This is a genomic window from Natronoflexus pectinivorans (assembly GCF_004345615.1).
Classification (GTDB): Bacteria; Bacteroidota; Bacteroidia; order Bacteroidales; family Marinilabiliaceae; genus Natronoflexus; species Natronoflexus pectinivorans.
In genome coordinates, this window is record NZ_SLWK01000017.1 from 1 (window position 1) to 25034 (window position 25034).

Below are 25034 nucleotides of genomic sequence, written 5' to 3' on the forward strand. Positions count from 1 at the left end.
CCACTCCCCTTGTCGGAAAGCGGCTGCAAAGATAAACACTTTTATTTCCCTTTTCCAAAATATTATTCAACTTTTTTCAAGTTTTTTTCAGTAACACTGAAAACCAATCAAATAAAATGTGATCAGTTTTCAAATAACCCTACAAACAGTAAAAAAGTTAATTCCTTTATCTCAATATCTCAGATTCCGGCACCTCTTAACCTTCTTAAGAAGCGGCTGCAAAAGTAGAGGTTCTTATTGGGGTTTCCAAATGTTGAACCAATTATTTTTGCACGAAATTCATAAACACCAATAAATGAATAAGAAAAAAACAAAACTCCATCTATACTCCATCTATTTGAGAAAAGGCGGAACTATAAAGATACAACATTCCCCGAATAACATCAAAGAAAAACCAAGAAAAAAATAAACTATGCAACTAATTAAATTGTATCTTCGCAACACTATAGATTCGTATAATATAAAACCTACATCGTGAGTAAAAAAATAGTGCTGATTCCGACCTATAATGAACGAGAAAATATTGAAGCAATTATACGTGCTGTATTTGACCAACCATATCAATTTCATGTTCTGATTATTGATGACAATTCGCCGGATGGCACAGCTTCTATTGTTTCAAAACTACAGAAAGAATTCCCTGATCTCTTGTACCTTCTTGAACGATCTGGAAAATTGGGACTCGGTACTGCTTACATTACCGGATTTAAATGGGCTATTGATAAAGAGTATGACTATATATTTGAGATGGATGCCGACTTTTCACATAATCCTGAGGATTTAAACAAGTTATATGAAGCTTGCAGCGTTCAACATGCTGATATGGCCATTGGTTCCAGATACAAATCGGGAGTAAATGTAGTTAATTGGCCAATGGGAAGAGTTCTGATGTCATATTTTGCATCTGTTTATGTGAGGATTATAACCGGCATGAAAATAATGGATACAACCGCCGGATTTAAATGCTACAAAAGGGAAGTTTTGGAAGCAATAAATCTTGACGCCATAAAATTTAAAGGCTATGCTTTTCAGATTGAGATGAAATTCACTGCATGGAAACTTGGCTTCGACATCATGGAGGTTCCAATCGTTTTTACTGACAGAAAACAAGGAGCATCAAAAATGAGCGGAGGGATATTTAATGAAGCAGTATGGGGAGTAATAAAGATGAAAGCAGGCAGCTGGTTCAAAAAATATCCGAATAAGAAAAAGATAACAACGGAGACCTTATGAGTACAACATTAATAAAAAATGCCATCATTATAAATGAGGGAGAATCTTTTACGGGTTCTGTTTTGATTGATGGTGCACTGATAAAAAAGATTTATAAAGATTCAACGGATTTACCGAAGGCAGAAAAGGAGATAGATGCATCAGGCATGTACCTTGTTCCCGGTGTGATAGATGACCAGGTTCACTTTCGTGAACCCGGACTTATTCACAAAGGCGACATCAGTTCCGAATCAAGAGCTGCCGTTGCCGGTGGTGTAACCTCATTCATGGAAATGCCAAACACATCGCCACAAACCACCACCATTGAAGCTTTGGAGGCAAAATACAGCAGAGCATCGGTTGTTTCAATGGCCAACTACTCATTCTACATGGGTGCCACCAACGATAATTTAGAGGAGGTATTAAAGGTTGATCCATCGAAAGTATGTGGTGTTAAGGTGTTCATGGGTTCATCCACAGGTAATATGCTTGTGGATAACATGGAAACACTCAATCATATATTTAAGGAGATACCCATGCTGATTACCACGCATTGTGAGGATGAAACGACCATTAAAGAAAGAAGTGAAAAATATCGTTCCCTTTACGGGAACGATATGCCTTTCCGATACCATGCAGCCATCCGTAATGATGAGGCATGTTATATTTCATCGTCAAAAGCAGTAGAACTTGCCACGAAACACAACAGCAGGTTACACATTCTGCATCTTTCCACCAAAAAGGAGCTATCTCTACTAAATAATACCATCCCACTAACAGAAAAAAGAATTACCGGAGAGGTTTGTGTTCACCACTTATGGTTTGATGATAGAGATTATGACCTGTTGGGCTCAAGAATTAAATGGAACCCGGCCATTAAATCTGTCACCGATCGCGATGCTCTGCGGGAAGGTCTTGTAAACAATCTGCTGGATGTGGTTGCTACCGACCATGCTCCCCATACTTTGCAAGAGAAACAGAACAGTTATTTCTCTGCTCCATCGGGAGGACCCTTGGTTCAGCATTCATTGCCGGTGATGCTGGAACTGGCAGACCAGGGAATTCTTAGCAAAGAGTTGGTGGTGGAAAAAATGTGTCACGCGCCGGCAATTTTGTTCCGCGTAATCAAACGAGGATACATCAGAGAAGGATACTTTGCCGATTTGGCACTGGTAGATCCCAATGCTAACCAGACAATTACCGACGACGATGTGTTATATAAATGCAAGTGGACTCCCTTCAACAATACGAAACTAAAACACGCCGTAGCTCGTACATGGGTAAACGGGCATCTTGTTTTCGATAATGGAGTAATAGACGAACAAAAAAAAGGGAGCAGATTGCTCTTCGATTATTAATCGTCCCGTTTCTTTTCTGGAAGAAAATAAATCGTGGAAATATGAGAACTTTATCGGTAATTTTTATTGTTTTAATGATTTTTGCAGGCTGCACTAAGGTTGTAAAAGAAACCAACCGAGTAATAATATCAGACCTGGCTTACGATTTGGAACACATCATAGCCGACACCATTATTTACAGTGTTGAAATCATTAACACCGACCCAATGGATGAGTGGGCGGAATATCGTTTAAGGAATGTTCAACATCAAAAACTCATCAATTCCATTTTTGAAAATGTGTACGCTGGCAAAACAACTGCCTTTGATTATTTTACAGAACAGCAATTAGCGATTTCTGATGTTGAAGCTCTGGAGAAAGATCCGGAGTTTTCAAGAGAGAACATTGAAGAGATACAATTTGAAGAGATCTGGCTATTTAATAAATACAACCAGACTTTTCATAAACAAATTCTATCCATGGTTCTGGCTTATGGTATATATTCCGATGAAGGAACCTACCTTGGCCGAAAACCGGCGTTCAGAGTTTCGGTAAATAAAAATGACTAACCTCTGATTACAAACCGGGCAACTTTTCTGGTAATCTGGGAATCCAGAATCTCCTTTCCGCTGGTCATCTCCTCAATGGCAGCAGTGGTGTACTGCCGAATGGTAATTAATTGCACATTCTCGTTATAACGTACTGAGAAATTATTCTTTAATTCACTTAATAACTCATCCATTTCCCTGATTCTGTCGAAACTTGCAGAAAAATTTAATGCAGAATTCTGCATTAAATTCATTTTCACACGAAACTTTTTGAAAATTGAGATGATTTCGATCAATTTATCTTCCATGATGAAGGAAAAATCGAGAGGGGAAATGGTAACAAAAATCTGATTGGTCTTCAGAATAAAGACAGGTACCTGCTCACTAATTCCGGTTCTTTCCAAAATAATAGTTCCTTTTTCCTCCTTATCTACAAAAGATCTCACTTTCAAGGGAATGTTCTTATTTTGTAACGGTTTAAGGGTCTTTGGATGAATAACCTGTGCGCCGTAATAAGAAAGTTCAATGGCCTCCATGTAAGAGAGCTCCTCAATTTTTACGGCGCCGTGATACCACCTGGGGTCAGCATTCAAAACACCGGGAACATCCTTCCAAATGGTCACATCTGAGGCATTCATGACATGCCCAATAATTGCAGCTGTATAATCAGAACCTTCACGCCCCAATGTGGTTGTAAGATTGCTGATGGTTCCACCCAAAAAACCCTGAGTCAAATAAACTTCAGCATCAGCAAAATTAAAAGTCTGCATCATTAGCTGATTCGTCAAAGGCCAATCAACGTTAGAATCACGATACAAATCATCGGTTTTAAGAATGGTGCGGACATCTGTCCAACTGCTTTTAACCCCACCCTGCTCCCAGAAATCTGCGACAATAGAAGTAGATAAAAGTTCCCCAAAACTGACAATCTGGTCATATTCAAAGTCAAAATGCATGGATGGAGATTGCTTCAAACGTGTTTCCAATTGATGCATTTGTTCATTATACCTTTTTGATGCATTATCCTTCCCAAACAAATCGTGAATGATTTGTGCATGATAATCATGCACAAATTTCAAACATTCATCCATCACCTCCTTCTTCTTCCTAAAATATGCAGAAACCAACTCTTCAAAAGCATTTGTCATCTTACCCATGGCCGAAATCACCACCACTAAAGGTGTTTCAGCACCTTTAACAATTGAAGTAACATTACGAACTCCCCCGGCATCTTTTACTGATGCTCCGCCAAATTTATATACTCTCATGGAAAAAAGATTGTTAGATATTAGAATTTTAGATGTTACACAAAGTACAACTTGAATGAAGTGTCAAGTCAAAAATAATACATCCTCAGAATTTATAATCATAAATATCCATAAAACCCCGACCATTAAGGATTCATTTTTACATATTTCATTATTTTTGCCAAAAAAAAGATGAGCCCATCCAGTGCTCCGATACAAAAATATCTTCATCACACATCCATTTCAACGATTAAGGAATGGTTGAAAACACCTAACGGAAATCTTTACTTAAAAGGATTAACCGGAAGTTCGGTATCTTTAATTGCCGCCACTTTAAAAGACAATGCTTCGCACATTATAGTTGCCGATGATAAGGAAAGTGCCGCTTATCTCTATCACGATCTCACACAGTTGTTGGGTGAAACTCCTGTCTTTTTTCTGCCATCATCTTACAAGCGATCGCCGGAATACGGACAGCCCGAAAGCAGCCAGATTATTCTTCGTACAGAAGCTCTTCAAAATCTGAGAAATCAATCAGCAGGTCAATTCTTCGTGACTTATCCTGAAGCATTGATGGAGAAAGTTCCCGATTCTGAGACCATCAGCAACCAAACCATTACCGTAAAGAAAGGTGAAAACACAGACCTTTTCTTCGTGGTTGACTTTTTAAACGAATTGGGATTTCAACGTACAGATTTTGTGTATGAGCCGGGGTATTATTCTGTAAGAGGCTCCATTCTTGATGTTTTTAGCTATTCGCATGAAGAACCATACCGAATTGATTTTTTTGGCGATGAAATTGAGAGCATACGCTCATTTGACATTGAAAATCAGCTTTCAAAAACCACCTTCGAGGAAATTACCATAGTACCCAAATTATCTTCGGCGGCTTCAGATCAATTCATCAGCATAAATGAATACATTCCGCAGGCTGTTAAATTTTGGATGAACTCCCCATCTCTCATTTATAATAAGATGGACGAGATATATCAGAAAGTTAAATCTGCATCTTATAAGGATGAAAACCACGAGGAGAATCGTTATTTACCCGGAGAGAAAGATTTAATCAATGGCAAGCTGTTCATGGAACAGCTTACCGGCAGACCTTTTATCATCTGGGGAAACCCTCAAAAGACTCCAACTGTCAGCACCATTCAATTCAACACCTCACCTCAACCTCTCTTCCATAAAAAGTTCTCCTTGATTGAAGAGAATATGAGAACCATGATTGAAGACGGGTATCGCATCATGGTGCTCTCAGACAATAAAAGACAGTTTGAGCGATTAACGCAAATCTTCAGCGACCGAGGAAGTAATCTGGAGTATGAAGAGATGCATCACGCGCTTCATGAAGGGTTTATTGACCATGATTTAAAACTATGCATATATACCGATCACCAGATTTTTGACCGCTATCACAAATTCACCCTCAAGACCGACAAAACCAGGGCTGCCCGCCAGTCAATCACATTAAAAGAGCTAACCCGGCTGAATCCCGGCGATTATGTTGTTCATGTGGATCATGGCATTGGGAAGTTTGGAGGTTTGGTGACCATGCAGGAAAATGGGAAAAAACAAGAAGCCATCCAACTGATATATCGTGACAACGATGTGCTTTTGGTCAACATACACTCCCTGCACCGCATCAGCAAATATAAAGGACAGGAAGGAGAACCTCCAAGGGTTAACAAACTAGGTACAGCGGCCTGGTCAAAGATGAAGGAGAAGACCAAGAAAAAGGTTAAAGACATTGCCCGTGAATTGATAGCCCTTTATGCCAGAAGAAAATCTGAACCCGGTTACGGGTTTTCGGCCGACTCATTTATGCAGAATGAGCTGGAAGCTTCATTTATTTATGAAGACACACCCGACCAGATTAAAGCGACCCAGGCTGTAAAGCAGGATATGGAAGAGCACAATCCCATGGACAGGTTGGTTTGCGGGGATGTAGGTTTTGGGAAAACAGAAGTGGCCATACGTGCGGCTTTAAAAGCTGTAGCCGACAACAAGCAAGTGGCAGTGTTGGTGCCAACTACCATTTTGGCCTTCCAGCACTATCATACTTTTCGTGACAGGCTAAAAGATTTTCCATGCCGGGTAGAATATATCAGCAGATTAAGAAAAGCATCTGAAACAAAGAGCATCATAAAAGATACATCAGAGGGAAAAGTAGATATTTTAATTGGAACCCACAGACTGGTTGGTAAAGATATAAACTTTAAGGATTTGGGGTTACTCATTATCGATGAGGAACAGCGATTTGGCGTATCGGTAAAAGAAAAACTGAAACGGCTCAAAACAAATGTTGACACCCTCACGCTTACCGCCACTCCCATACCACGTACCTTGCAATTCTCTTTGATGGGAGCAAGAGATTTGTCCATACTCAACACCCCACCGGCCAATCGCCATCCCATCTTCACTGAATTGCATACATTTGATGCTGACATCATAAAAGAGGCCATTCAGCATGAAGTAGAACGAAACGGACAGGTATTTTTTATCAACAACAGGGTTCAGAACATCCATGAAATTGAGCATTTTGTGAACCGGCTACTCCCAAATATAAAGACCGTTGTTGCACACGGACAAATGGAAGGGAGCAAATTGGAAAAAATCATGCTGGAATTTATCGACGGCGAACATGATGTTTTAATTGCTACGACCATCATTGAATCCGGACTGGACATTCCAAATGCAAACACCATCATAATAAATAACGCACACCAGTTTGGTTTGAGCGAGCTCCACCAGTTACGAGGACGAGTTGGCAGATCCAACAAAAAAGCGTTTTGCTACTTGTTGGCACCGCCTGTGACAACACTGACCAATGATGCAAGGCGAAGGCTGAAAATTCTTGAAGAATTTTCAGATTTAGGCAGCGGTTTCCAGATCGCCATGCAGGATTTAGACATTCGTGGTGCAGGAAATCTTTTGGGAGGAGAGCAGAGTGGTTTTATTGCCGACATAGGTTATGAAACCTATCAACGCATTCTGGAAGAAGCCCTTCTGGAACTCAGAGAAACCGAATACCCTGAGACCCTGAAACAATCTGAATCGCTTCAAAAAAACATGAAATATGTAACAGATTGCCAGATTGAAACCGATGCAGACATCAGGTTACCAGAAGAGTACGTTAGCAACATTGCCGAAAGAATGAATCTCTACAGGGAACTGGATAATATTAAGGAGATTGAAAAAATTGAAGCTTTCAGGAAAAATACAGAAGATCGTTTCGGAGAGCTTCCAAAAGAAGCCGAAGGACTTCTTTTGGTGGTTAAGATGCGCATTTTAGCTGAGTCATTAGGAATGGAAAAGATATCTTACAAAAATAATACAGTAAGAGTCAATTTTGTAAGTAATCAATCCTCACCTTTTTATCAGTCAGGCACATTCGGACAAATACTTTTATGGTTGCAAAGCAACCACAAAAAAGCCAAGATGGAAGAAAAGAATGGCAAACTATGGCTGATTGTTTCCAAAGTGGCATCAATAACAGATGCTTACCAGCTGATTGAGGATATTCGCACTACTCAACAATCTTAACTATAAGTTCGCGGTTCTTCTTTTGTGTTTGCCCTATGGCAAACACCATACACTTGTAGCTTTTGTTCATGTATGAAATGGTTGTTTCGTGCTGCTCTTCTGAATTTCCGTTTAGCAAACTCATTAACAACCTCTCATCCATATTAAGATCGTTGATATCTGACCCCTGTTCTAATCTGATTAAACTTTTGAAGCCGGGAGTAACCCCTGAGACTTTTAAGCTTTGATCAAGAATCATAACCCCTTTTCCACCCATAAAAAGCGCATATCTCAACTTCTCACAATCTCTGATGGCTGATTTTTCAGGCGTGATATCCATCATTACGATTTGTAAGGCCTGTTTTCCGTTAAATTCGATCCAGGAACCGGTAATGGCTACATCCAATGGTTTTTTATGCAGCCCCATAAAAACAATATCGTGCCTTTCAGCCACCCTACCTGTCCCCGCATCATTGCTAATAAACTCATTAAATGCACCCTTTGAGCAGTCATCAACAAAATCGACAAGAGGTAGTCCGATCATATCCTCGATATAATGAGTATGAAACAGATCCAGAGCATTCATATTAAGATACTGAATACGTCCGTCATGCACAATTATTACAGCCACCGGCGCCTCAGCAAGATACCGGCGAAAACTCTGTTCCCGTCTTTTTTGATCAATTACAGCCTTATGCTTGTAATATGCCAGATCGATGGTGATGCTCAACTCGTTTTTTTGAACAGGCTTTACAAGATATCCGTATGAATTTGCCACAATAGCTCTTTCCACTACCTGGCTGCTTGTGTCGCTGGTAACAAATATTACCGGTATTTCAAAATCCCGTTGAATCCTTTCTGCCGTTTCAATGCCATCTATTTCACCTTCCAGATGAATATCCATAAGAACAACATCGGGTTTCTCGGACTGACACATTTCCAAAGCCTGAGCACCGGTTTGACACCTTCCTACCAATAAATGACCCAAATCCTTGATAAACAAAGAAAATATAGCAGCTAAAAACTTATCATCTTCAACTATCAGTACTTTTCTCATATGATAATTCTCTTTCAATAGTATAAAAGGATAGGCGAGCAATCCTTACAGACAGGTAATTTCTATCCGAAAAAAGTCACCAGGTTAATATTTATTAAAAAAACACCGAAACAGAAGAGAATAATAAAACAAATGGCTTAAATTATTCCCAGGTATGGTGTAAGTACAATAAATCAATTAAATTTGCAGACTATTTTTCTATAAACTAAACATGATTTACATGTTGAAGTTAGCAATAGATCAGGGAAACAGTGCCATAAAATTTGGGGTTTTTGACCAACAGACATTAATTCACTTTGACAGTATTCCAAACAATGACCAAGGGAAACTGAAAAGTATCATCGGAGAGTACAAACCACAATCAGCAATCATTTGCAGTGTTACCGATACACTTAATATGTCTGTTTTCGATAAAATTGCAGGGAAGGTTGTTATATTAAATCATCAAACGCTCCTCCCCTTTTTTAATCATTATAAAACACCCGAAACCCTGGGGAAAGACAGAATTGCTGCCGTAGCCGGTGCACAGAGCCTCTTCCCTGCCACCAACATATTAGTGATTGATGCAGGAACCGCAATCACTTACGACATTTTGCTGAATGACAAATACATAGGAGGAAGTATTTCTCCGGGAATGGAAACCAGATTTAAAGCCTTGAATCAGTTTACCGGTAAATTACCATTGATATCAAGAAATGAGGACAGCAACATTCCGGGAGAAACAACTAATCAGGCAATTGCATCAGGAGTAATTAATGGAATGATTTTTGAAATAGAAGGCTACCGTGACTTCTGTATGAAAAACTGGGGTTCTCTACACACAATTATTACAGGTGGAGACTCAGATTTTTTTGTCAGAAAGTTAAAAAAGCCCATCTTTGTAAATCAAAATTTAGTTTTGCTAGGACTAAATAGAATACTGGAAAACAATGCATAGACAAATCAAGCTTCTGCTTACAACAATTATTTTATTATCAACAGTCGGCATCTCAACAGCCCAAACCAGAACATATTCACCTACCTCCAGGTATGGCATAGGCGAAATGAACTATCGTGGATTTGGTCGAAATGAAGCCATGGGCGGTACAGGTATCGGCGTTCGAACGTCCCGGCACTTAAACAGCCTAAATCCGGCATCGTACAGTGCCATAGACTCCCTTAATTTCTTTTTTGAGGTTGGTGTTTCAGGCAACAGTAATACCTTGTCGCACAATCATCAGTCTCAAACATTCTCTGATCTTTACTTTGATTATTTTGCGATTGGATTTCCAGTCAGCCCAAGAGTCAGAACCTCATTTGGAGTAAAACCAGTTTCACAAGCAGGATACCAATTTGAGATCATTCAATCACCTCAAGATAATCCGGTACTTCAATCTGCCATTGGAACAGGAAATATCTCTTCCGCATATGGAGGGGTTGGTATTAAAATTAGCGACAATTTAAATCTGGGCGTTCATGCATCGTATTGGTTTGGAAACATCAAACACACCTCATTTAGTGAGTTTCTTGGAGATAACATAAGAGTTCACGGACTACAAAATCATCATCAGATTAACTCATTTATATTTGATTTTGGAGTACAGTATAATGTAAATGAACATTTAACGCTTGGAGCTGTATTCCGTCCAAGAACACCGATGCGGGGTAAAACATCAACCACATTGGCTACAGGTAGACAATATCAACTCGATGGTAGCCTGTTTTTTAATAGCGATACCATATCCAGCAGCACATTACGTTGGAACAACAACGAGTTTGAAATGCCTATGAATCTGGGAGTAGGTGCCTCATACAGATTTAATGAGCGATTTCTGCTAGCGATGGACTACTCTACTCAAAGGTGGAGCAGTGCTAATTTTCCGGACGACATAAGTCAAACAGTAAATACTAATATGCTCTCATTGGGTGCTGAACTTGTTCCAAATGAAAGAACAGCCACAAGGTATTTTCAACGTGTAAGGTATCGTGCAGGACTGCGCTATTACGAAGACTATCTTAAATACAACAACAACCAAATTACAGATTTTGGCATGACATTTGGTTTAGGTTTACCAGTAGGAAGAACTTTTACGTCAATTAATCTAGGATTTGAATATGGCATGAGAGGAACATCTGACAGTAATGATTTATCGGAAACTTATACGAGGTTTACCTTAAACTTTACAATGCAGGAGTTTTGGTTCAGACAAAGAAGGTTTGATTAAATTAGATCAGAATCAACAAACACAAACATAACAGCAAATTAGAGTCCATAATAGAACATTCTGTTCAAGGACTCGGGAAAAGGCAATTTAAAACCACAGGATCATGAAAGCAATAAAACTAATTGCTATTGGGTTGATCATCACATTCACCCAAACTTTAGCACAAACAGGACTAGAGTCCGGCACCAGGTACGGAATAGGCGAAGACAGTATTCGTTGTATCCGTAATCTGTCTCTCTATTCAGAAGATTTTCGTAATAATAACATCAACGATGCATGGAATTCATGGATTCAAGTTTTAGACGAATGTCCGGCAGCACACGTTAATATTTACATTGACGGCATAAACATGGTGCGCCAGAGACTGGGAGAAACAAGAGACCCTGCAAAATTTGAAGAACTTTATCAGCTATTGATGCGAGTGTATGACCAGCGGATGGAACACTTTGGAGATCATCCAAGGGTTCCTACCCCTATTATTAAAGGCAACAAAGCACTTGATATGCTTAGATATAAGAGGAACGACAATCAGGTTCTTCGTGAAGCGTACGTTTTGCTTGACGAGTCGATAAACGAATTAAAGCGGCGCTCGCAAGTTCCTGTATTGGCAACCTACATGAGCAGTTCAGTTCAACTTTATCGAATGGGTGAATTAACTGCCGAAGATCTTGTAAAAAACTATACCACTGTTTCCGAAATAGTAGATTTTCAGTTAAGAGATCAAAGTTTTGCCAGCCAGCATGAAACACTTAACACTGTAAAAGAGAGTGTAGAAAGTTTGTTTGTAAACAGTGGCGCAGCCAATTGTGAGGTAATTGAAAAATTATATGCTCCTCAACTGGAAGAGAATAAATACGACCTAAGCTGGTTAAGAAGAGTAAACCAATTACTAGCCAGAGGTTTGTGTGAGGACTCTGAACTGCTTTATCAGGTCTCTGAATATCAGCACAACATTGAACCATCTGGAGCATCTGCATACGGGTTGGCCAGAATGCATCTGAAAGCCAGAAACTTTGACAGAGCCATTGAATATTTTGGTGAAGCTATAGAACTCACCGAAGATGATAATCAACGAGGAGAATATTTGCACCAATTGGCTCAGATTCACCTGTCAAAAGGAAATTATCCTGCATCCAGAAGATATGCACTTCGTGCCATTGATGCAAGACCCAATTGGGGCGCTCCGTTTATGACCATTGGCAGAGCCTATGCAGCAGCTGCTGATCAGGTAGGAAACGATGATTTTGAAAAGAAAGCCGTATACTGGGCAGCAGTAGATAAATTTATGAGAGCAAAATCTGTTGACTCATCATTTGAATCAGAGGCAAATTCGCAAATCAGAGCTTTCTCCGAGCATTTCCCGGCCACCGAAGAGATATTCTTTAGAGGTCTTGAAGCCGGAGCTACATACACCGTAGGTGGATGGATAAATGAGAGAACCACAGTACGAACCAGATAATAATAGTGCTCATTTGAAAACAGCACCATTATACAGGCTAAAAACCATTGATTTAATTAAGGCAGGTAGCGTTTTTACACTACTTGCCTTAATGGTTTCTGTTTCCTCCTGTAAGCCTAACAGGCCGGAAGAGATACAGGAGCTCACCAACCGGGAAGAACTACCCAGTTTAATCCTTCATGATCTGACAGCCACCATTACCGATTCGGGAAAAATTAAATACCAGTTTATAACCCCCGAAATGCTTCAATTTGATCAACGAAAGGAACCAACTATTGAATTCCCAAAAGGCCTTCACCTTTTCGTTTATAATAACGAGCAAGAGGTTGATGCGCAGATAAAAAGTAACGAAGCCATATATTATCAGGACGACGATTTATGGGAACTGCGCAACGATGTTGAAGCAGTTAATACCGACGGAGATGTAATCAATACTGAGTTGCTTTTTTGGGATGCACAAAAAGAGATCATCTATTCAGATCAGTTTATAAAAATTACCACCGACACAGAAATCATTACCGGATACGGATTTGAGTCAGATGAAAGAATGCAAAACTACATCATTAAAAACATCAGTGGTATTTTGCAGGTTGATGATTTACAAACCGGAACTGCTTCAGAAGATGAGCCGGAAGTTATCGCGCCCGAAAGGAATCAACAACGACCAACAATTTCGGAAGATTAAAAACCATACGGTTTTTAATCTTTAAAGAAATTACTAACTTTAAACCTCATTTAAACTCAGGAAAGAAAACCGCAACCAATGGATCAGGCATCTGTTATTCTGCTTACTTTAATTCTTTCAGCATTCTTCTCAGGAAGTGAGATGGCTTTTCTTTCCTCCAACAAACTTCTGATTGAGCTTAATCGAAAGCGTACACCGCGTTTGAGCAAAATAACCGATCGGTTTCATTCCAATCCGGGGCTATTCATTTCCACCATATTAATAGGAAATAACATCGCGTTGGTGGTATATGGTATATATATGGCCAACCTGATAGAGCCTGAAATAAATCGCTTCTTCGAAAGTGATTTTCCTGTGTTGTTTATCCAAACAATCATAAGTACCATCATCATACTTGTTGTTGCTGAATTTCTCCCCAAAATCCTATTCAGGTTAAACCCCGGGTTTACCTTAAACCTTCTTTCGATTCCCCTTTTCATCTTTTACTCAATATTTTTCCCGTTTTCAAAACTCGTATTAGGTTTTTCCAATTTTTTCATTAGAAAAATATTGAAAGCTCCCGGCATCCCTAAAGATAGCAGCATAGTTATTGGTGCTGTTGATTTGAGTCATCTCATAACCGAACATCAGGAAAAAGCAGATGAAGACGAACCCATGCCGGAAGAGATGAAGTTTTTTAAGAATGCACTTGATTTTTCCAACATAAAAGTAAGAGAATGTCTGATACCCCGAACAGAAATTGCGGCGTGTGATATTGACGAAACACTGGATAATATCAGACAAAAATTTATTGAAACAGGACATTCTAAGATCCTAATTTTCAAAGGAAACATTGACGACATCATTGGGTACGTGCATGTTTCATCCCTGTTTAGAAATCCACAACGATTAAGGAACATCATCAGTCCTTTGTCGGTAGTACCGGAAACAATGGCAGCCAGCAAACTCCTTGAAACCTTTACCAAAGAGCATAAAAGCATCGCACTTGTTGTTGATGAGTTTGGTGGCACAGCAGGAATTGTAACTCTGGAGGATATCCTAGAGGAGATATTCGGAGAAATAGACGATGAACACGACACTTCCGATCTGATTGAGAAACAGATTGACGAATACACCTATCAATTCAGTGGTCGCTTTGAGATAGACTACCTAAACGACAAATACCCTACCTTGCAACTCCCGGTATCGGACAATTATGAAACGCTTGCAGGTCTTATTTTATTTAAAAACGAGGCCATTCCGGCGCCAAATGAAGAGTTAGATTTTGAACATTTCAACATACAGATAATTGAAGCGACAAAATCCAAGGTCGAACTTGTTCAAATCTCTATAAAAGCCTGACATACAAACCACTTATCGCATTAACACAACATAGTGCTTCACATATAAATATATGATTTAATCAGGTTTAGAATCATGTAAAGCATTTTTTTGTATATTCGTAGTCTGTTTTAAAAAGCTAAATATTAAATCTGTATTTCGAATGGCAACTTTAGAAACATTACGTAGAAAAGGAGGTCTTCTTGTAGCCATATTTATTGGCTTTGCCCTGTTTGCATTTATCATGATGGATTTTATGGGGTCTGGAGGTTCTGTATTTTCAGGATCTCAGGATGAAGTCGCAAATATAAACGGCACCTCAGTAAGCATCCAGGAATTCCAGAATAGAGTAACCGAGATGGAAGAGTTCAACAAACTCAACCGTGGAGTATCCTCCCTCTCAGAGGAAGAGGTACACAGGTTAAGAGAAGAGGTCTGGATGCAAATGGTCAATCAGATCCTGCTGGAAGAACAATATGAAGAACTTGGGATTAGGGTTACATCAGAAGAATTGATGGACATGGTAACCGGAAGAAACATTCACCCGGCCATTCGTCAGCATCCCTTATTTGCCAACCCACAAACAGGAGCGTTTGACCAACAACAGGTTGTCAACTTCCTGATGATGAAGAACAGTGACCACATTGCATATTTCTATTGGATGATGATGGAAGAGCAGCTCATGAATGAAAGAGCCTACAACAAATTTTCCACCGCCATCAAAAGAGGGATGTTTGTACCATCTATATGGAAAGATTCTGAAATAAGCTCGCGAAGTCATGCTGTTGACTTTGAGTTTGTTACTGCAAGGTTTACATCCATCGACGATGCTGATGTAATTGTTACCGACAACGAAATCAGAGATTATTACAACAGAAACCGCAACAGATTTAAACAAGAGGCCTCAAGGGCCATAGAGTATGTAACTTTTGTAATTGAGCCAACTGAGGAGGACAGACGTGCTGCTGAGGATTGGATCAACAATATGTATGATCGTTTCTCGGCTGAGGATCTTGACGCTGCTCAATTTGTTAATCTGAACTCTGATGAGCCATTTACAGGTCGAAACTATCGTGCATCAGAATTAAGTTCCAGACTAGAGCAGTTTGTGACCAATGCTTCAGTTGGTGACGTACATGGACCATATCTTGAAAATGAGAGCTACAGATTAACCCGTCTGGTTGCCGTCAATAATATTCCTGATTCTGTACGTGCACGTCACATATTAATTCAGGAAATGACACCGGCAGAGAGCCATGCCGTAGCAGACAGTTTAATGAATTTAATAATAGGCGGTGCAAATTTTGCCACTCTGGCTCGTGAATACTCAACAGATCCCGGATCAGCCGTTAATGGAGGTGATTTGGGCTGGTTCCGCGAAGGAATGATGGTTCAGCCATTCAATGATGCTGCATTTCAGGGAAGCACCGGTGACATTGTAAAAGTTGAAACTCAATTTGGTGTGCATATCATCAACATTCAACAACAAGGCAGACCAACACCTAAATATCAGATTGCAACACTGGCAAGAAACATCAACTACAGCTCAAGAACTTATCAGGATGTATACACTAGGGCAACTCGTTTTGCCGCTGTAAATAATACACCTGAGAAATTTAATCAGGCAATTGAAGAGGAAGGATTAACTAAACGTTTTGGTCGTAACATCAGAGAGAATGACAGATCGGTTGGCGCTCTTCAAAATTCAAGAGAAGTGGTAAGATGGGCATATGAAGCATCAGAAGGAGCTATGTCGCCTGCATTTGAACTTGGCGACCAATTTGTAGTGGCTCATCTCACAACTGTTAACAGAGAAGGAGTAAGACCTTTGGCTGACGTAAGAAGTGAAATTGAGCGCCAATTACGCAATGATAAAAAAGCGGAGATTTTGAAAGCAAGATTCCAGGATAAAGCAGCTACCGGATTAGACATGGAAGCCATCGCAGAAGCACTTGGTGAAACAGTAATGGTAGCTAATGGTGTTACTTTTGGATCTTTTCAGGTTCCAGGCGCCGGCGTTGAACCTGCGTTGGTTTCGTTGGCCGCTCATGCACCACTAAACCAAATTTCTGTTCCTGTAAGAGGAAACAATGGCGTTTATGTGGTACGGGTAACCAATATTGAAGAACGTGAACCTTCTGTTGAGAACATCATGCGGGAAATCAATCAGAATCTGACCATGAAAGTCGACCATCATCTGATTGAAAACATGATAGAGGAAGCTTCAATAGTTGACAGAAGATTAAGGTTTTATTAAAAAATCAGGGATCTGAGCAGTATTATCTTCTGCTCAGATAAGAAATAACAAAAAACGGCTGCTTCACAGAAGCAGCCGTTTTTATATCATACCCTCCTCAGTTAATTTATTATTAGCTCAACAACTTCTTTACCATGGCTGAAATATCCTTCCCATCTGCTTTACCGGCAAGCATAGAAGAAGCAACTCCCATCACCTTACCCATCTCTTTCATGGATGAAGCGCCCGTAGTTACGATGATCTCTTTCACAGCAGATTCAAGCTCTTCAGCGGTTAACTGAACCGGAAGATATCCTGATATCACTTCAGCCTCCTGATTCTCCTGATCGGCCATTTCCTGACGATTTTGGGTAGCATAAATCTCCGCAGAATCACGTCTTTGCTTCACCATTTTCTGCAAAATGCGAACCTCATCAGACTCAGAAACTTCACCACCCGCATTTTTGGCCGTACGTGCCTCAAGCAACTCTTTTTTGATGGATCTGAGTGCGTCTAAACGCACTTTTTCGCGAGCCTTCATGGCTGCCTTAATATCTTCATTTACTTTTTCAAACAAACTCATAATCTTTTACTTTTAATCTACATTATCATGTAAATAACGGTTGTTCGGACTGATTTTTGGTTTACCTCCATTGTCGGTTATGGAAAATCTGGAAACACGCGGCTCATCTTTAACTGATACTGACGAAGATTGGTTTTGCGGTCGCACATTCCTGCGTTTATACGCAGGAACATTTTCAATTTCATCAATTCGTTTTTCATCCAGTAAATCCTCTGGATCTACAGAAACAGATGAATCATTAGACCTCTTATCAATTAAGAGCGGCTCGACGTCATCATCCACGGCAAAAATATCATCCTCATCGCTGGTCTTTCGCTTCTCTTTTTCTGATTTTCCATATAGAAGTTCAATCTTCTTCTCTCTCTCCTTATCCACATCCGAAAACTGAACAACCCTGGGAGGTAAATCATCCATCTCAATCTCATCTTCACAGTCCACAAAAGATGGAGATTCATCACCCACAGGAGAGAGGTTGCCTTCAGAATCCATTTCGAGGCGAGTTACTTTTTTCTCAGGAACGGCCGGTGTAGGCTCAACCATATTGCTGTAGGCAAAACCGGTGGCAATGATGGTAACAGTCACTTCATCATCCAGACTCTCTTCATTTCCGGTTCCCCAGATGATGGAGGCTGAATGACCCACTACATCCTGTACGTAATCGGTAATCTGACCAACCTCGTCCATGGTTATTTCATCCTTGCCGGATGTAATATTCAGAAGAATATTACCTGCTCCTTCAATTTTGTTGTTATTCAACAGTGGCGATTCAAGTGCTGCCTGAATGGCATCAATGGCGCGAAATTCACCAATTCCGGTTCCCGATCCCATGATGGCTACACCACTGTCTTTCATCACGGTTTCTACATCGGCAAAGTCCACGTTGATGTATCCGTGCACCGTGATGATTTCAGCAATTCCCTTGGCAGCAGTTGCCAATACATTATCGGCACGGGAAAACGCATTGCTCAGCTTCAAATCCCCGTACATCTCTCTCAATTTTTCATTATTAATGATCAAAAGAGAGTCCACATGTTTTTCCATTTCAGCAATGCCATCAATGGCCTGAGAAATCCTGACCTTTCCTTCAAACTTAAAAGGAATGGTCACAATCCCAACAGTCAAAATACCCATGTCCTTAGCCGTTTGTGCGACCACGGGAGCTGCTCCGGTTCCGGTTCCTCCACCCATACCTGCTGTAATGAAGACCATTTTTGTATTGTCTCCCAAAACGCGGGTTAAGTCACCAATGCTCTCAATAGCAGCCTGCCGTCCTCTGTCAGGTTTATTTCCGGCTCCCCGGCCTTCAGTTAACGATTCACCCAATTGAACCTTAATTGGAACCGGGCTGTTAACCAAAGCCTGAGCATCGGTATTACACACAACAAAATTGACATCCTTAATGCCAAGGTTGTACATGTAATTTACTGCATTACTTCCTCCTCCCCCAACTCCAATCACTTTTATGATGGAAGAACGGTGACTGGGTATTTCAAAATTCATCAAATCATCTGTCATATGCTACTGATTTGCAAGCTTCTCAAATAAAACAAAAATTACATCTCCACATCTTTTTCATCAAAGATTCCGGCTATGCTCTTTTTCAGGTTCCCAAACAGGTCGCCGGTTATATAACCGGCTTCCTTACTTATTTTGGATTTCACAGATTTGGTTCGTGCGTTTCTCTTCTGTTTGGGGCTTTCCGCTCTATCTTCATCAACAGAAGTATCAAACAGCTTCTGCTCCACAAATTTAGGAGTGGTATACAAACTGCTGCTCAGCAATAATCCTATGGCTGTTGAATAGGTAGCGTTGTCTTCATCGGGTAATACAACCTTACTTAAATAAGTGTCGGGCTGTCCAATTCGAACATCAAGGCCTGTTTTAAGTTTTACCAGGTGTGCAATATTTTTAAGTAAAGCACCTCCTCCGGTAATAACAATTCCTGCGCCAAGCTTATCGTAATACCCTGATTTTTCAATATGATAAGCGATGTATTCAATAATCTCTTCCATACGAGCCTGGATGATGTAGGCCAGATTTTGGAAGGAAATCTCTTTGGCTTCCCAACCAGGCATTCCCGGAATGGCAACCACCATATCCTCACGAGTCATGCTGCCGATGGCTGAACCAAATTGCTTTTTAAGAGATTCTGCCTGTTTATGCAAAACGGAACATCCCTCCTTTATATCATTTGTAACTGTATTTCCTCCAAAAGGAATAACGGCAGTATGCCGTATTATTCCATCGTAAAACAGGGCAAAATCAGTGGTTCCGCCGCCAATATCAATCATCACAACACCAGCCTCCATCTCCTCATCTGTTAATACCCCGTGCGATGAAGCCAATGATTCAAGCACAATACCGGCCAGATTTAATCCAGCACGGTGAATGCATTTTTCGATGTCCTTAATAATTGGCATTCGGCCAATTACCACGTGAAAGAACCCTTCCAGCCGATGACCCGACATGCCTACGGGATTTTTCTCCCCGGATTCGTTGTCAACAGTGTAATCCTGTGGAATGACATGCACCACCTTTTCTCCCGGGTCTAGAGATATTCTATAGCTGTCGTTGCGCAACTGGTCAACATCAAATGAAGAAATTTCGCTATTGGGTTCTATGAACTTGTAAGTTCTGTTCGAGAAGCTCTTCATGGCATATCCGGTCATTCCAACATACACATCCGTGATGTGTATGTCCAGACGCGACTCCAGACTTGACACAGCCATTCTTATGGCATTTACCGTTTCGCTGATGTTTGAAATAACTCCGCGCTTAACTCCCGTTGATGGAGTTTTTTCAATGCCAAGTACCTCAATGCCACCATCGGGCAATTTACGACCAACCACGGCAACCACTTTCGTGGTTCCGATGTCAACAGCTGCGATTAATTTAGATTCGGGGTTCATCATATTTCTATTTTTCATTTGGAAGCTAAAACTTCCAGAACAACACAATATTCTATAAATCTCTGTTTCTGGAACAGATGACCTGACTTTCGTATTTTAGATTAATCAATTGATATTCATTCCACTCCAACTGGTCGAGGCCATGTTGATAAAGCGCTTTTAATTTGGCTAGTTTTTGCTCAACCCTTTCGGGTTGACCAAGTAAAATCCAGTGTTCACCGACACGTGGCACCAATATGTATTCATTGTTTCGTCGAATGTAGATTTGTTCCATTTGAGCATTCCAAAACGGGTCGGTAGCAATTATCCGTGATACATTTACCAAATCTGTTTTATCGGCCGGAATATGACCATTTGCCACCAAAACCCTCGCTGTAAAGCGGTTGGAAACGGGAATGCGCTGACCATTTAAATCCAGGTAATAAGTTCCATCGGGGGCAAATACCCGAACAATTGGCTGATGCTGGTTCACCATCACCTGTAAAACCCCGCGGGCTGTATTATAAACCTGGGTGGTACTGATGGCAGTATGCTCATTTACAAAATTCTCCATCTTATAAAAATCAATCTTATTTATGGGCGAACCAAGCAAATCAGGATATTTATCGAGTATGGTCGAACGTATGTCAGCAGCAGAAACAAACCCTGCCTCCATGCTGTCCCGAACCACCACATTAACGTCAATACAAATTGTGGAACGCGAGCTGACTGAAACAAACGAAAGCATCAGGGGAAAATAAATCCCCAAAAACACCCATTTTAGTATGTTTAACGCTCTTTTCATGTGTCTATAATTTGTTATTCAGTTGCCACATGGAACTCGCCAAACCAGTCATACTCCTGTGTGAGAAATAGTTGCTCATGGCTCGTTTCATTAAATCCCGAACTTCCAAAACATTATAATTCGCTTAAATATAAACTTTTTCACACTCTCAATCTTCCTCCCGAACAGTTTATTTATCAACAAATCAAAGAGTTTTATAAACAATTATTTTTCTTTGATAAACTGTTCAATTTTCTCCTTAAAACGATTCACTTCCCTGTCAATATCTCCGGCTCCCATGGATATAACCACTCGTGGAGTGGTTATATTGAGTTTTTCCACAACATCGGTTCTGCTGCAATATATCACAGGGATATTTTTTATTTTTTCACCAATCAACTGCGAATCCACCCCTTCAATGGGGTTTTCCCGAGCAGGATAAATATCCATCAATAAAACCTCATCCAACACAGATAACGAAGCGGCAAACTCTGCTGCAAAATCCCTTGTACGAGTAAAAAGATGAGGCTGAAAAATGCCGGTTACGGGCACTCCCGGGTAAAGATTTTTCACACTCGACAATGTGGCTCGTATCTCTTCGGGATGATGGGCGTAGTCGTCGATATAAACCAATTGTGGGTGATTGATTAAAACATCGAAACGCCTTGCTATACCGGTAAATGTTGGCAATGCCTCCTTTATTTCCTCTTCATCTACTCCATTGAGCAATGCCAACGCCATTGCGCCAATGGCGTTTTCAACATTGACCAAACCGGGAATTCCGCAAGTTAACCCTTCAATTTCGCCAAAAGGTGTGACCATATTAAAACAGTAACGGCCATTTTGAAGCTTCACATCCTTTACATAAAAATCAGCCGTCTGATTCAGTGAATAGGTAAACATCCGAACACCGTTGTTCAATTCCCAGTTGACGTCAATGCCTTTTTTTACCAAAAGATTTCCGTTTTCAGCTATTCTGTTTCCAAATTCCACGAAAGCTTTTTCAACCTCATCCTTATTGCCGTATATGTCCAGATGGTCGGCATCAACAGCCGAAACAAGCGCCGTTTGAGGTGTCAGCCTCAAAAAGGAACGGTCGAACTCATCTGCCTCCAGAATGGTGAATGGAGATTTCTCATCCCACAGAAAATTGGTTCTGTAGTTTCTGGAAATGCCCCCCAAAAAAGCAGTACACCCAACGCTACTCTGTCTGAAAAGGTGCGTAGCCATGGTAGAAATAGTGGTTTTGCCGTGCGTACCGGCCACACAAACAGCGGTGCTGTTTTGTGTAATCAATCCCAATACTTCCGACCGCTTCAACACAGAAAAACCATGCTCCCGAAACCACTTTAACTGCCGGTGAGATGCCTCAACAGCAGGTGTAAAAACCACTAATGTGGTTGATACATCACGAAAATCATCACCGACTTGTTCAACACCATCAGAAAAACAGACTTCCATGCCTTCTGATTCAAGGGCATCAGTAATAACTGATGGCGTACGGTCGTAACCGGCTACCCTCATCCCTTTAAGATGATAATACCGGGCAATGGCACTCATTCCGATGCCTCCGATTCCGATGAACCAAACCTGCTTTATGTTGTCTGTTAAACTCATATATATTAAGGATACTTTTCTTACTTTATCAATTTCAACACTTCTCCTGCGATGACCTCTCCGGCATCGGGCTTGGCGAAAAGTTTAATATTCCCACTTAATTCTGCCAATTTTGATGGATTATTCAGCAACTCGATGGCGGTTGGCAGAAGATTCGATTCAGTTTCAGAATCTTTAACCAAAAATGCACCATCTTTTTCCACCAACGCCATGGCATTTTTGGTTTGATGGTCTTCCGACACATTGGGTGATGGCACCAGTAACGAAGGCTTACCAAGTAACGCCAATTCACTGATGGTTCCGGCTCCGGCTCTTGAAATAACCAAATCGGCTATGCTGTATGCATAGTCCATTCTCTGAACAAAAGCCATTGCTTTTACATTGGGAAGATTTTTGCCACTCATTTGAGCGTCAATCTCTTCAAAATAGAATTTACCGGTTTGCCAAATCAATTGAAGAGGTTGCTCACGCAACTCTTCAATTCTTTTCATAACACCCTTATTGATGCTGCCTGCACCTAGGCTGCCTCCAACAACCAGAATGGTTTTCACCCCCTTTTTCAATCCAAAATGGTCGTATGCTGCATCGGTATCCACGCTTTCCAAAAGTTGCTTTCGGATGGGATTACCTGTAAATATGATTTTATCTGCCGAGAAAAACCGTTCCATTCCGGGGTAAGCAACGCAAATGGCGGAGGCTTTTTTGGCAAGAATCCGGTTGGTAACACCGGGAAAACTGTTTTGCTCCTGAATAAGAGTAGGAATCCCCGCCGAAGATGCTGCACGCAGAACCGGACCGCTGGCATAACCACCCACTCCCACAACCACCTGAGGCTTGAACTGCCTCACAATTTTCCGTGCCTGATACATACTTGCTGCAAGCTTGTAGAAAAAAGTGATATTTTTCCAAGTCAACCGACGCTGAAAACCGGCAACTGGCAATCCAACAATCTCATAACCAGCAGCAGGAACCCGCTCCATCTCCATGCGTCCCTTGGCTCCCACAAAGAGGATTTTACAATCCGGCATTTGCTTTTTAATAGCATCGGCAATGGAAATGGCCGGAAAAATGTGACCTCCCGTTCCTCCTCCGCTGATTATTATATGTGGTTGCTTTAGTGTCATCAGATTTGCTTTAATGTTTATGCCATTTCACCATTGACTGAAACGGCAGATTGTTTTTTGGCCTTCTCCTTCTCTTCCATGTTATGCCTGCTGACGCTCAGAATCATCCCGAATGCCACACAGGTAAACAGAACAGAGGTGGTTCCAAGACTCACAAGCGGCAGCGGTTGACCCGTAACCGGAAAAATACCGACGGCGACTCCCATATTGACAAATGCCTGAGAAACAAGCATCAACCCCAAACCAAGCGATAAAAATGCTGGGAAAGTCCTGGTACTGGCATGCACAATCACCCCAATCCGCGCCAACAGGAAGAGATAACACAGCAAAACCACAAAGGGGCCAAGAAAACCATACTCTTCGGCAATGATGGCAAAAATAAAATCGCTATATGGGTGTGGAATAAAATTGCGCTGCACGCTGTTGCCCGGGCCTTTTCCGAAGAATCCGCCGGAAGCTACAGCAATCTTACTCTGCTCCAGCTGATACATGGATGAACGGTCGGCCTTATCAGGACTAAAAAACTGCTCAACCCTTGAAGACCAGGTTTGGGCTCGCGGTAAAAATGTGACCTTTGGAGCCAATAACAACACAACAACAATAAGTAAAACGCCTGCAAGTCCGGTTCCCAACAGATATTTCAGTGGTACACGGCCAACAAACATCATCGCCATTGCCACCGAAAGCACTAGAAGTGATGTGGAAAGGTTTTCACTAAAAATAAGACCTGCCACTATCATCACATAAAACATGATGGGCTTAAAGGCCTCTCGGGTTGGTTCATCCTCTTTCTGATGCTGAGCCAAAACTCTGGCCACAAAAACAATCAGCGCCAATTTTGCCATCTCGGATGGCTGAAAGGTAATTCCAATAACCGGAATGGTTAACCAGCGACTGGCCATATTGAGATTTACCCCGGCAATTAATGTAATGACCAACAATGCAATGGAGAAATACAAACCAACCAGACTAAAACGGGCAAACCACTTATAGGAAATGTTATGCACCAGAACGATGACCCCAAATCCAACTCCCAACGAAAAAAGCTGGCGAAACATATAATGCGATGTGTTGCCTCCCTGATATTTGTATGCCAAGAATCCGGTCGCACTATACACCGACAACAGGGAGACGATGGACAAAATCACAATGATAACCCAGATAATAGAGTCTCCTTTTAGATATTTTTTCACCAGATTTCCCATGCT

General features: G+C 40.9%; 19 protein-coding genes. 10 read left to right on the plus strand and 9 right to left on the minus strand.

All coding sequences use genetic code 11. From position 1 onward, the window contains the following. Positions 1–474: 474 nt before the first annotated feature. Genes EV194_RS15265 through EV194_RS15275 form a run of 3 tightly spaced genes read left to right on the plus strand, consistent with a single transcriptional unit; the run spans position 475 to position 3118 of the window. Positions 475–1233: a polyprenol monophosphomannose synthase gene (locus tag EV194_RS15265; protein ID WP_132435137.1), complete on the plus strand. Its 759-nt coding sequence runs from the start codon at positions 475–477 to the stop codon at positions 1231–1233. Then, positions 1230–2570: a dihydroorotase gene (locus EV194_RS15270; RefSeq protein ID WP_132435139.1), complete on the plus strand. Its 1341-nt coding sequence runs from the start codon at positions 1230–1232 to the stop codon at positions 2568–2570. Before EV194_RS15265 ends, EV194_RS15270 begins: the two co-directional genes overlap by 4 nt. A gap of 41 nt (positions 2571–2611) precedes the next feature. Beyond that, entirely contained in the window at positions 2612–3118 is a 507-nt protein-coding gene (locus tag EV194_RS15275; RefSeq protein ID WP_132435141.1) for a hypothetical protein, read from the plus strand. Here EV194_RS15275 and EV194_RS15280 read toward each other — a convergent pair. Further along, complete coding sequence (locus tag EV194_RS15280; RefSeq protein ID WP_132435143.1) at positions 3115–4365, minus strand: aspartate kinase; 1251 nt, start codon at positions 4363–4365, stop codon at positions 3115–3117. The two genes, EV194_RS15275 and EV194_RS15280, sit on opposite strands and share 4 nt — an antisense overlap. Positions 4366–4536: 171 nt before the next feature. On the opposite strand from EV194_RS15280, the gene mfd reads away from it, so the two are divergent. Then, positions 4537–7890 (plus strand): transcription-repair coupling factor, encoded by a 3354-nt coding sequence (mfd, locus tag EV194_RS15285; protein WP_132435145.1) that lies wholly within the window; start codon positions 4537–4539, stop codon positions 7888–7890. On the opposite strand, the gene EV194_RS15290 is transcribed toward mfd, so the two are convergent. After that, positions 7874–8926, minus strand: a complete 1053-nt coding sequence (locus tag EV194_RS15290; RefSeq protein WP_132435147.1) for an ATP-binding response regulator — start codon at positions 8924–8926, stop codon at positions 7874–7876. The genes mfd and EV194_RS15290 overlap by 17 nt on opposite strands. 220 nt (positions 8927–9146) lie before the next feature. Here EV194_RS15290 and EV194_RS15295 point away from each other — a divergent pair, with 220 nt between their 5' ends. From EV194_RS15295 to EV194_RS15320, 6 genes are all read left to right on the plus strand, one after another. Next, a complete protein-coding gene (locus EV194_RS15295; protein WP_243699428.1) occupies positions 9147–9863 on the plus strand; it encodes a type III pantothenate kinase in 717 nt (238 codons plus the stop codon). Beyond that, positions 9856–11130, plus strand: a complete 1275-nt coding sequence (locus EV194_RS15300; RefSeq protein WP_132435151.1) for a PorV/PorQ family protein — start codon at positions 9856–9858, stop codon at positions 11128–11130. Before EV194_RS15295 ends, EV194_RS15300 begins: the two co-directional genes overlap by 8 nt. Before the next feature lie 103 nt (positions 11131–11233). Then, the gene (locus tag EV194_RS15305; protein ID WP_132435153.1) at positions 11234–12589 is read left to right on the plus strand and encodes a tetratricopeptide repeat protein; all 1356 of its coding nucleotides are present in this window, start codon (positions 11234–11236) and stop codon (positions 12587–12589) included. Next, positions 12561–13274: an LPS export ABC transporter periplasmic protein LptC gene (lptC, locus tag EV194_RS15310; protein ID WP_132435155.1), complete on the plus strand. Its 714-nt coding sequence runs from the start codon at positions 12561–12563 to the stop codon at positions 13272–13274. The genes EV194_RS15305 and lptC overlap by 29 nt, the downstream gene beginning before the upstream one ends. Before the next feature lie 78 nt (positions 13275–13352). Continuing rightward, positions 13353–14615: a hemolysin family protein gene (locus EV194_RS15315; RefSeq protein WP_132435157.1), complete on the plus strand. Its 1263-nt coding sequence runs from the start codon at positions 13353–13355 to the stop codon at positions 14613–14615. A 142-nt stretch (positions 14616–14757) separates the two neighbouring features. Next, positions 14758–16851, plus strand: coding sequence for a peptidylprolyl isomerase (locus EV194_RS15320; RefSeq protein ID WP_132435159.1), 2094 nt, complete (start codon positions 14758–14760; stop codon positions 16849–16851). Positions 16852–16963: 112 nt separating this feature from the next. On the opposite strand, the gene EV194_RS15325 is transcribed toward EV194_RS15320, so the two are convergent. From EV194_RS15325 to EV194_RS15355, 7 genes are all read right to left on the minus strand, one after another. Further along, positions 16964–17413, minus strand: a complete 450-nt coding sequence (locus EV194_RS15325; protein ID WP_132435161.1) for a GatB/YqeY domain-containing protein — start codon at positions 17411–17413, stop codon at positions 16964–16966. A 12-nt stretch (positions 17414–17425) separates the two neighbouring features. Further along, positions 17426–18928 carry a cell division protein FtsZ gene (gene ftsZ, locus EV194_RS15330; protein ID WP_132435163.1) on the minus strand — a complete coding sequence of 501 codons (1503 nt, stop codon included), beginning with the start codon at positions 18926–18928 and terminating at the stop codon, positions 17426–17428. A gap of 38 nt (positions 18929–18966) precedes the next feature. Then, complete coding sequence (gene ftsA / locus EV194_RS15335; RefSeq protein WP_243699429.1) at positions 18967–20325, minus strand: cell division protein FtsA; 1359 nt, start codon at positions 20323–20325, stop codon at positions 18967–18969. 49 nt (positions 20326–20374) lie between these two features. Further along, entirely contained in the window at positions 20375–21106 is a 732-nt protein-coding gene (locus EV194_RS15340; RefSeq protein ID WP_132435165.1) for a cell division protein FtsQ/DivIB, read from the minus strand. A 204-nt stretch (positions 21107–21310) separates the two neighbouring features. Beyond that, entirely contained in the window at positions 21311–22702 is a 1392-nt protein-coding gene (murC, locus tag EV194_RS15345) for a UDP-N-acetylmuramate--L-alanine ligase (RefSeq protein ID WP_132435167.1), read from the minus strand. Positions 22703–22722: 20 nt separating this feature from the next. Beyond that, positions 22723–23826: an undecaprenyldiphospho-muramoylpentapeptide beta-N-acetylglucosaminyltransferase gene (gene murG, locus EV194_RS15350; RefSeq protein WP_132435169.1), complete on the minus strand. Its 1104-nt coding sequence runs from the start codon at positions 23824–23826 to the stop codon at positions 22723–22725. A 17-nt stretch (positions 23827–23843) separates the two neighbouring features. Further along, positions 23844–25031 carry an FtsW/RodA/SpoVE family cell cycle protein gene (locus EV194_RS15355; protein WP_132435171.1) on the minus strand — a complete coding sequence of 396 codons (1188 nt, stop codon included), beginning with the start codon at positions 25029–25031 and terminating at the stop codon, positions 23844–23846. Between the last annotated feature and the right edge of the window lie 3 nt (positions 25032–25034).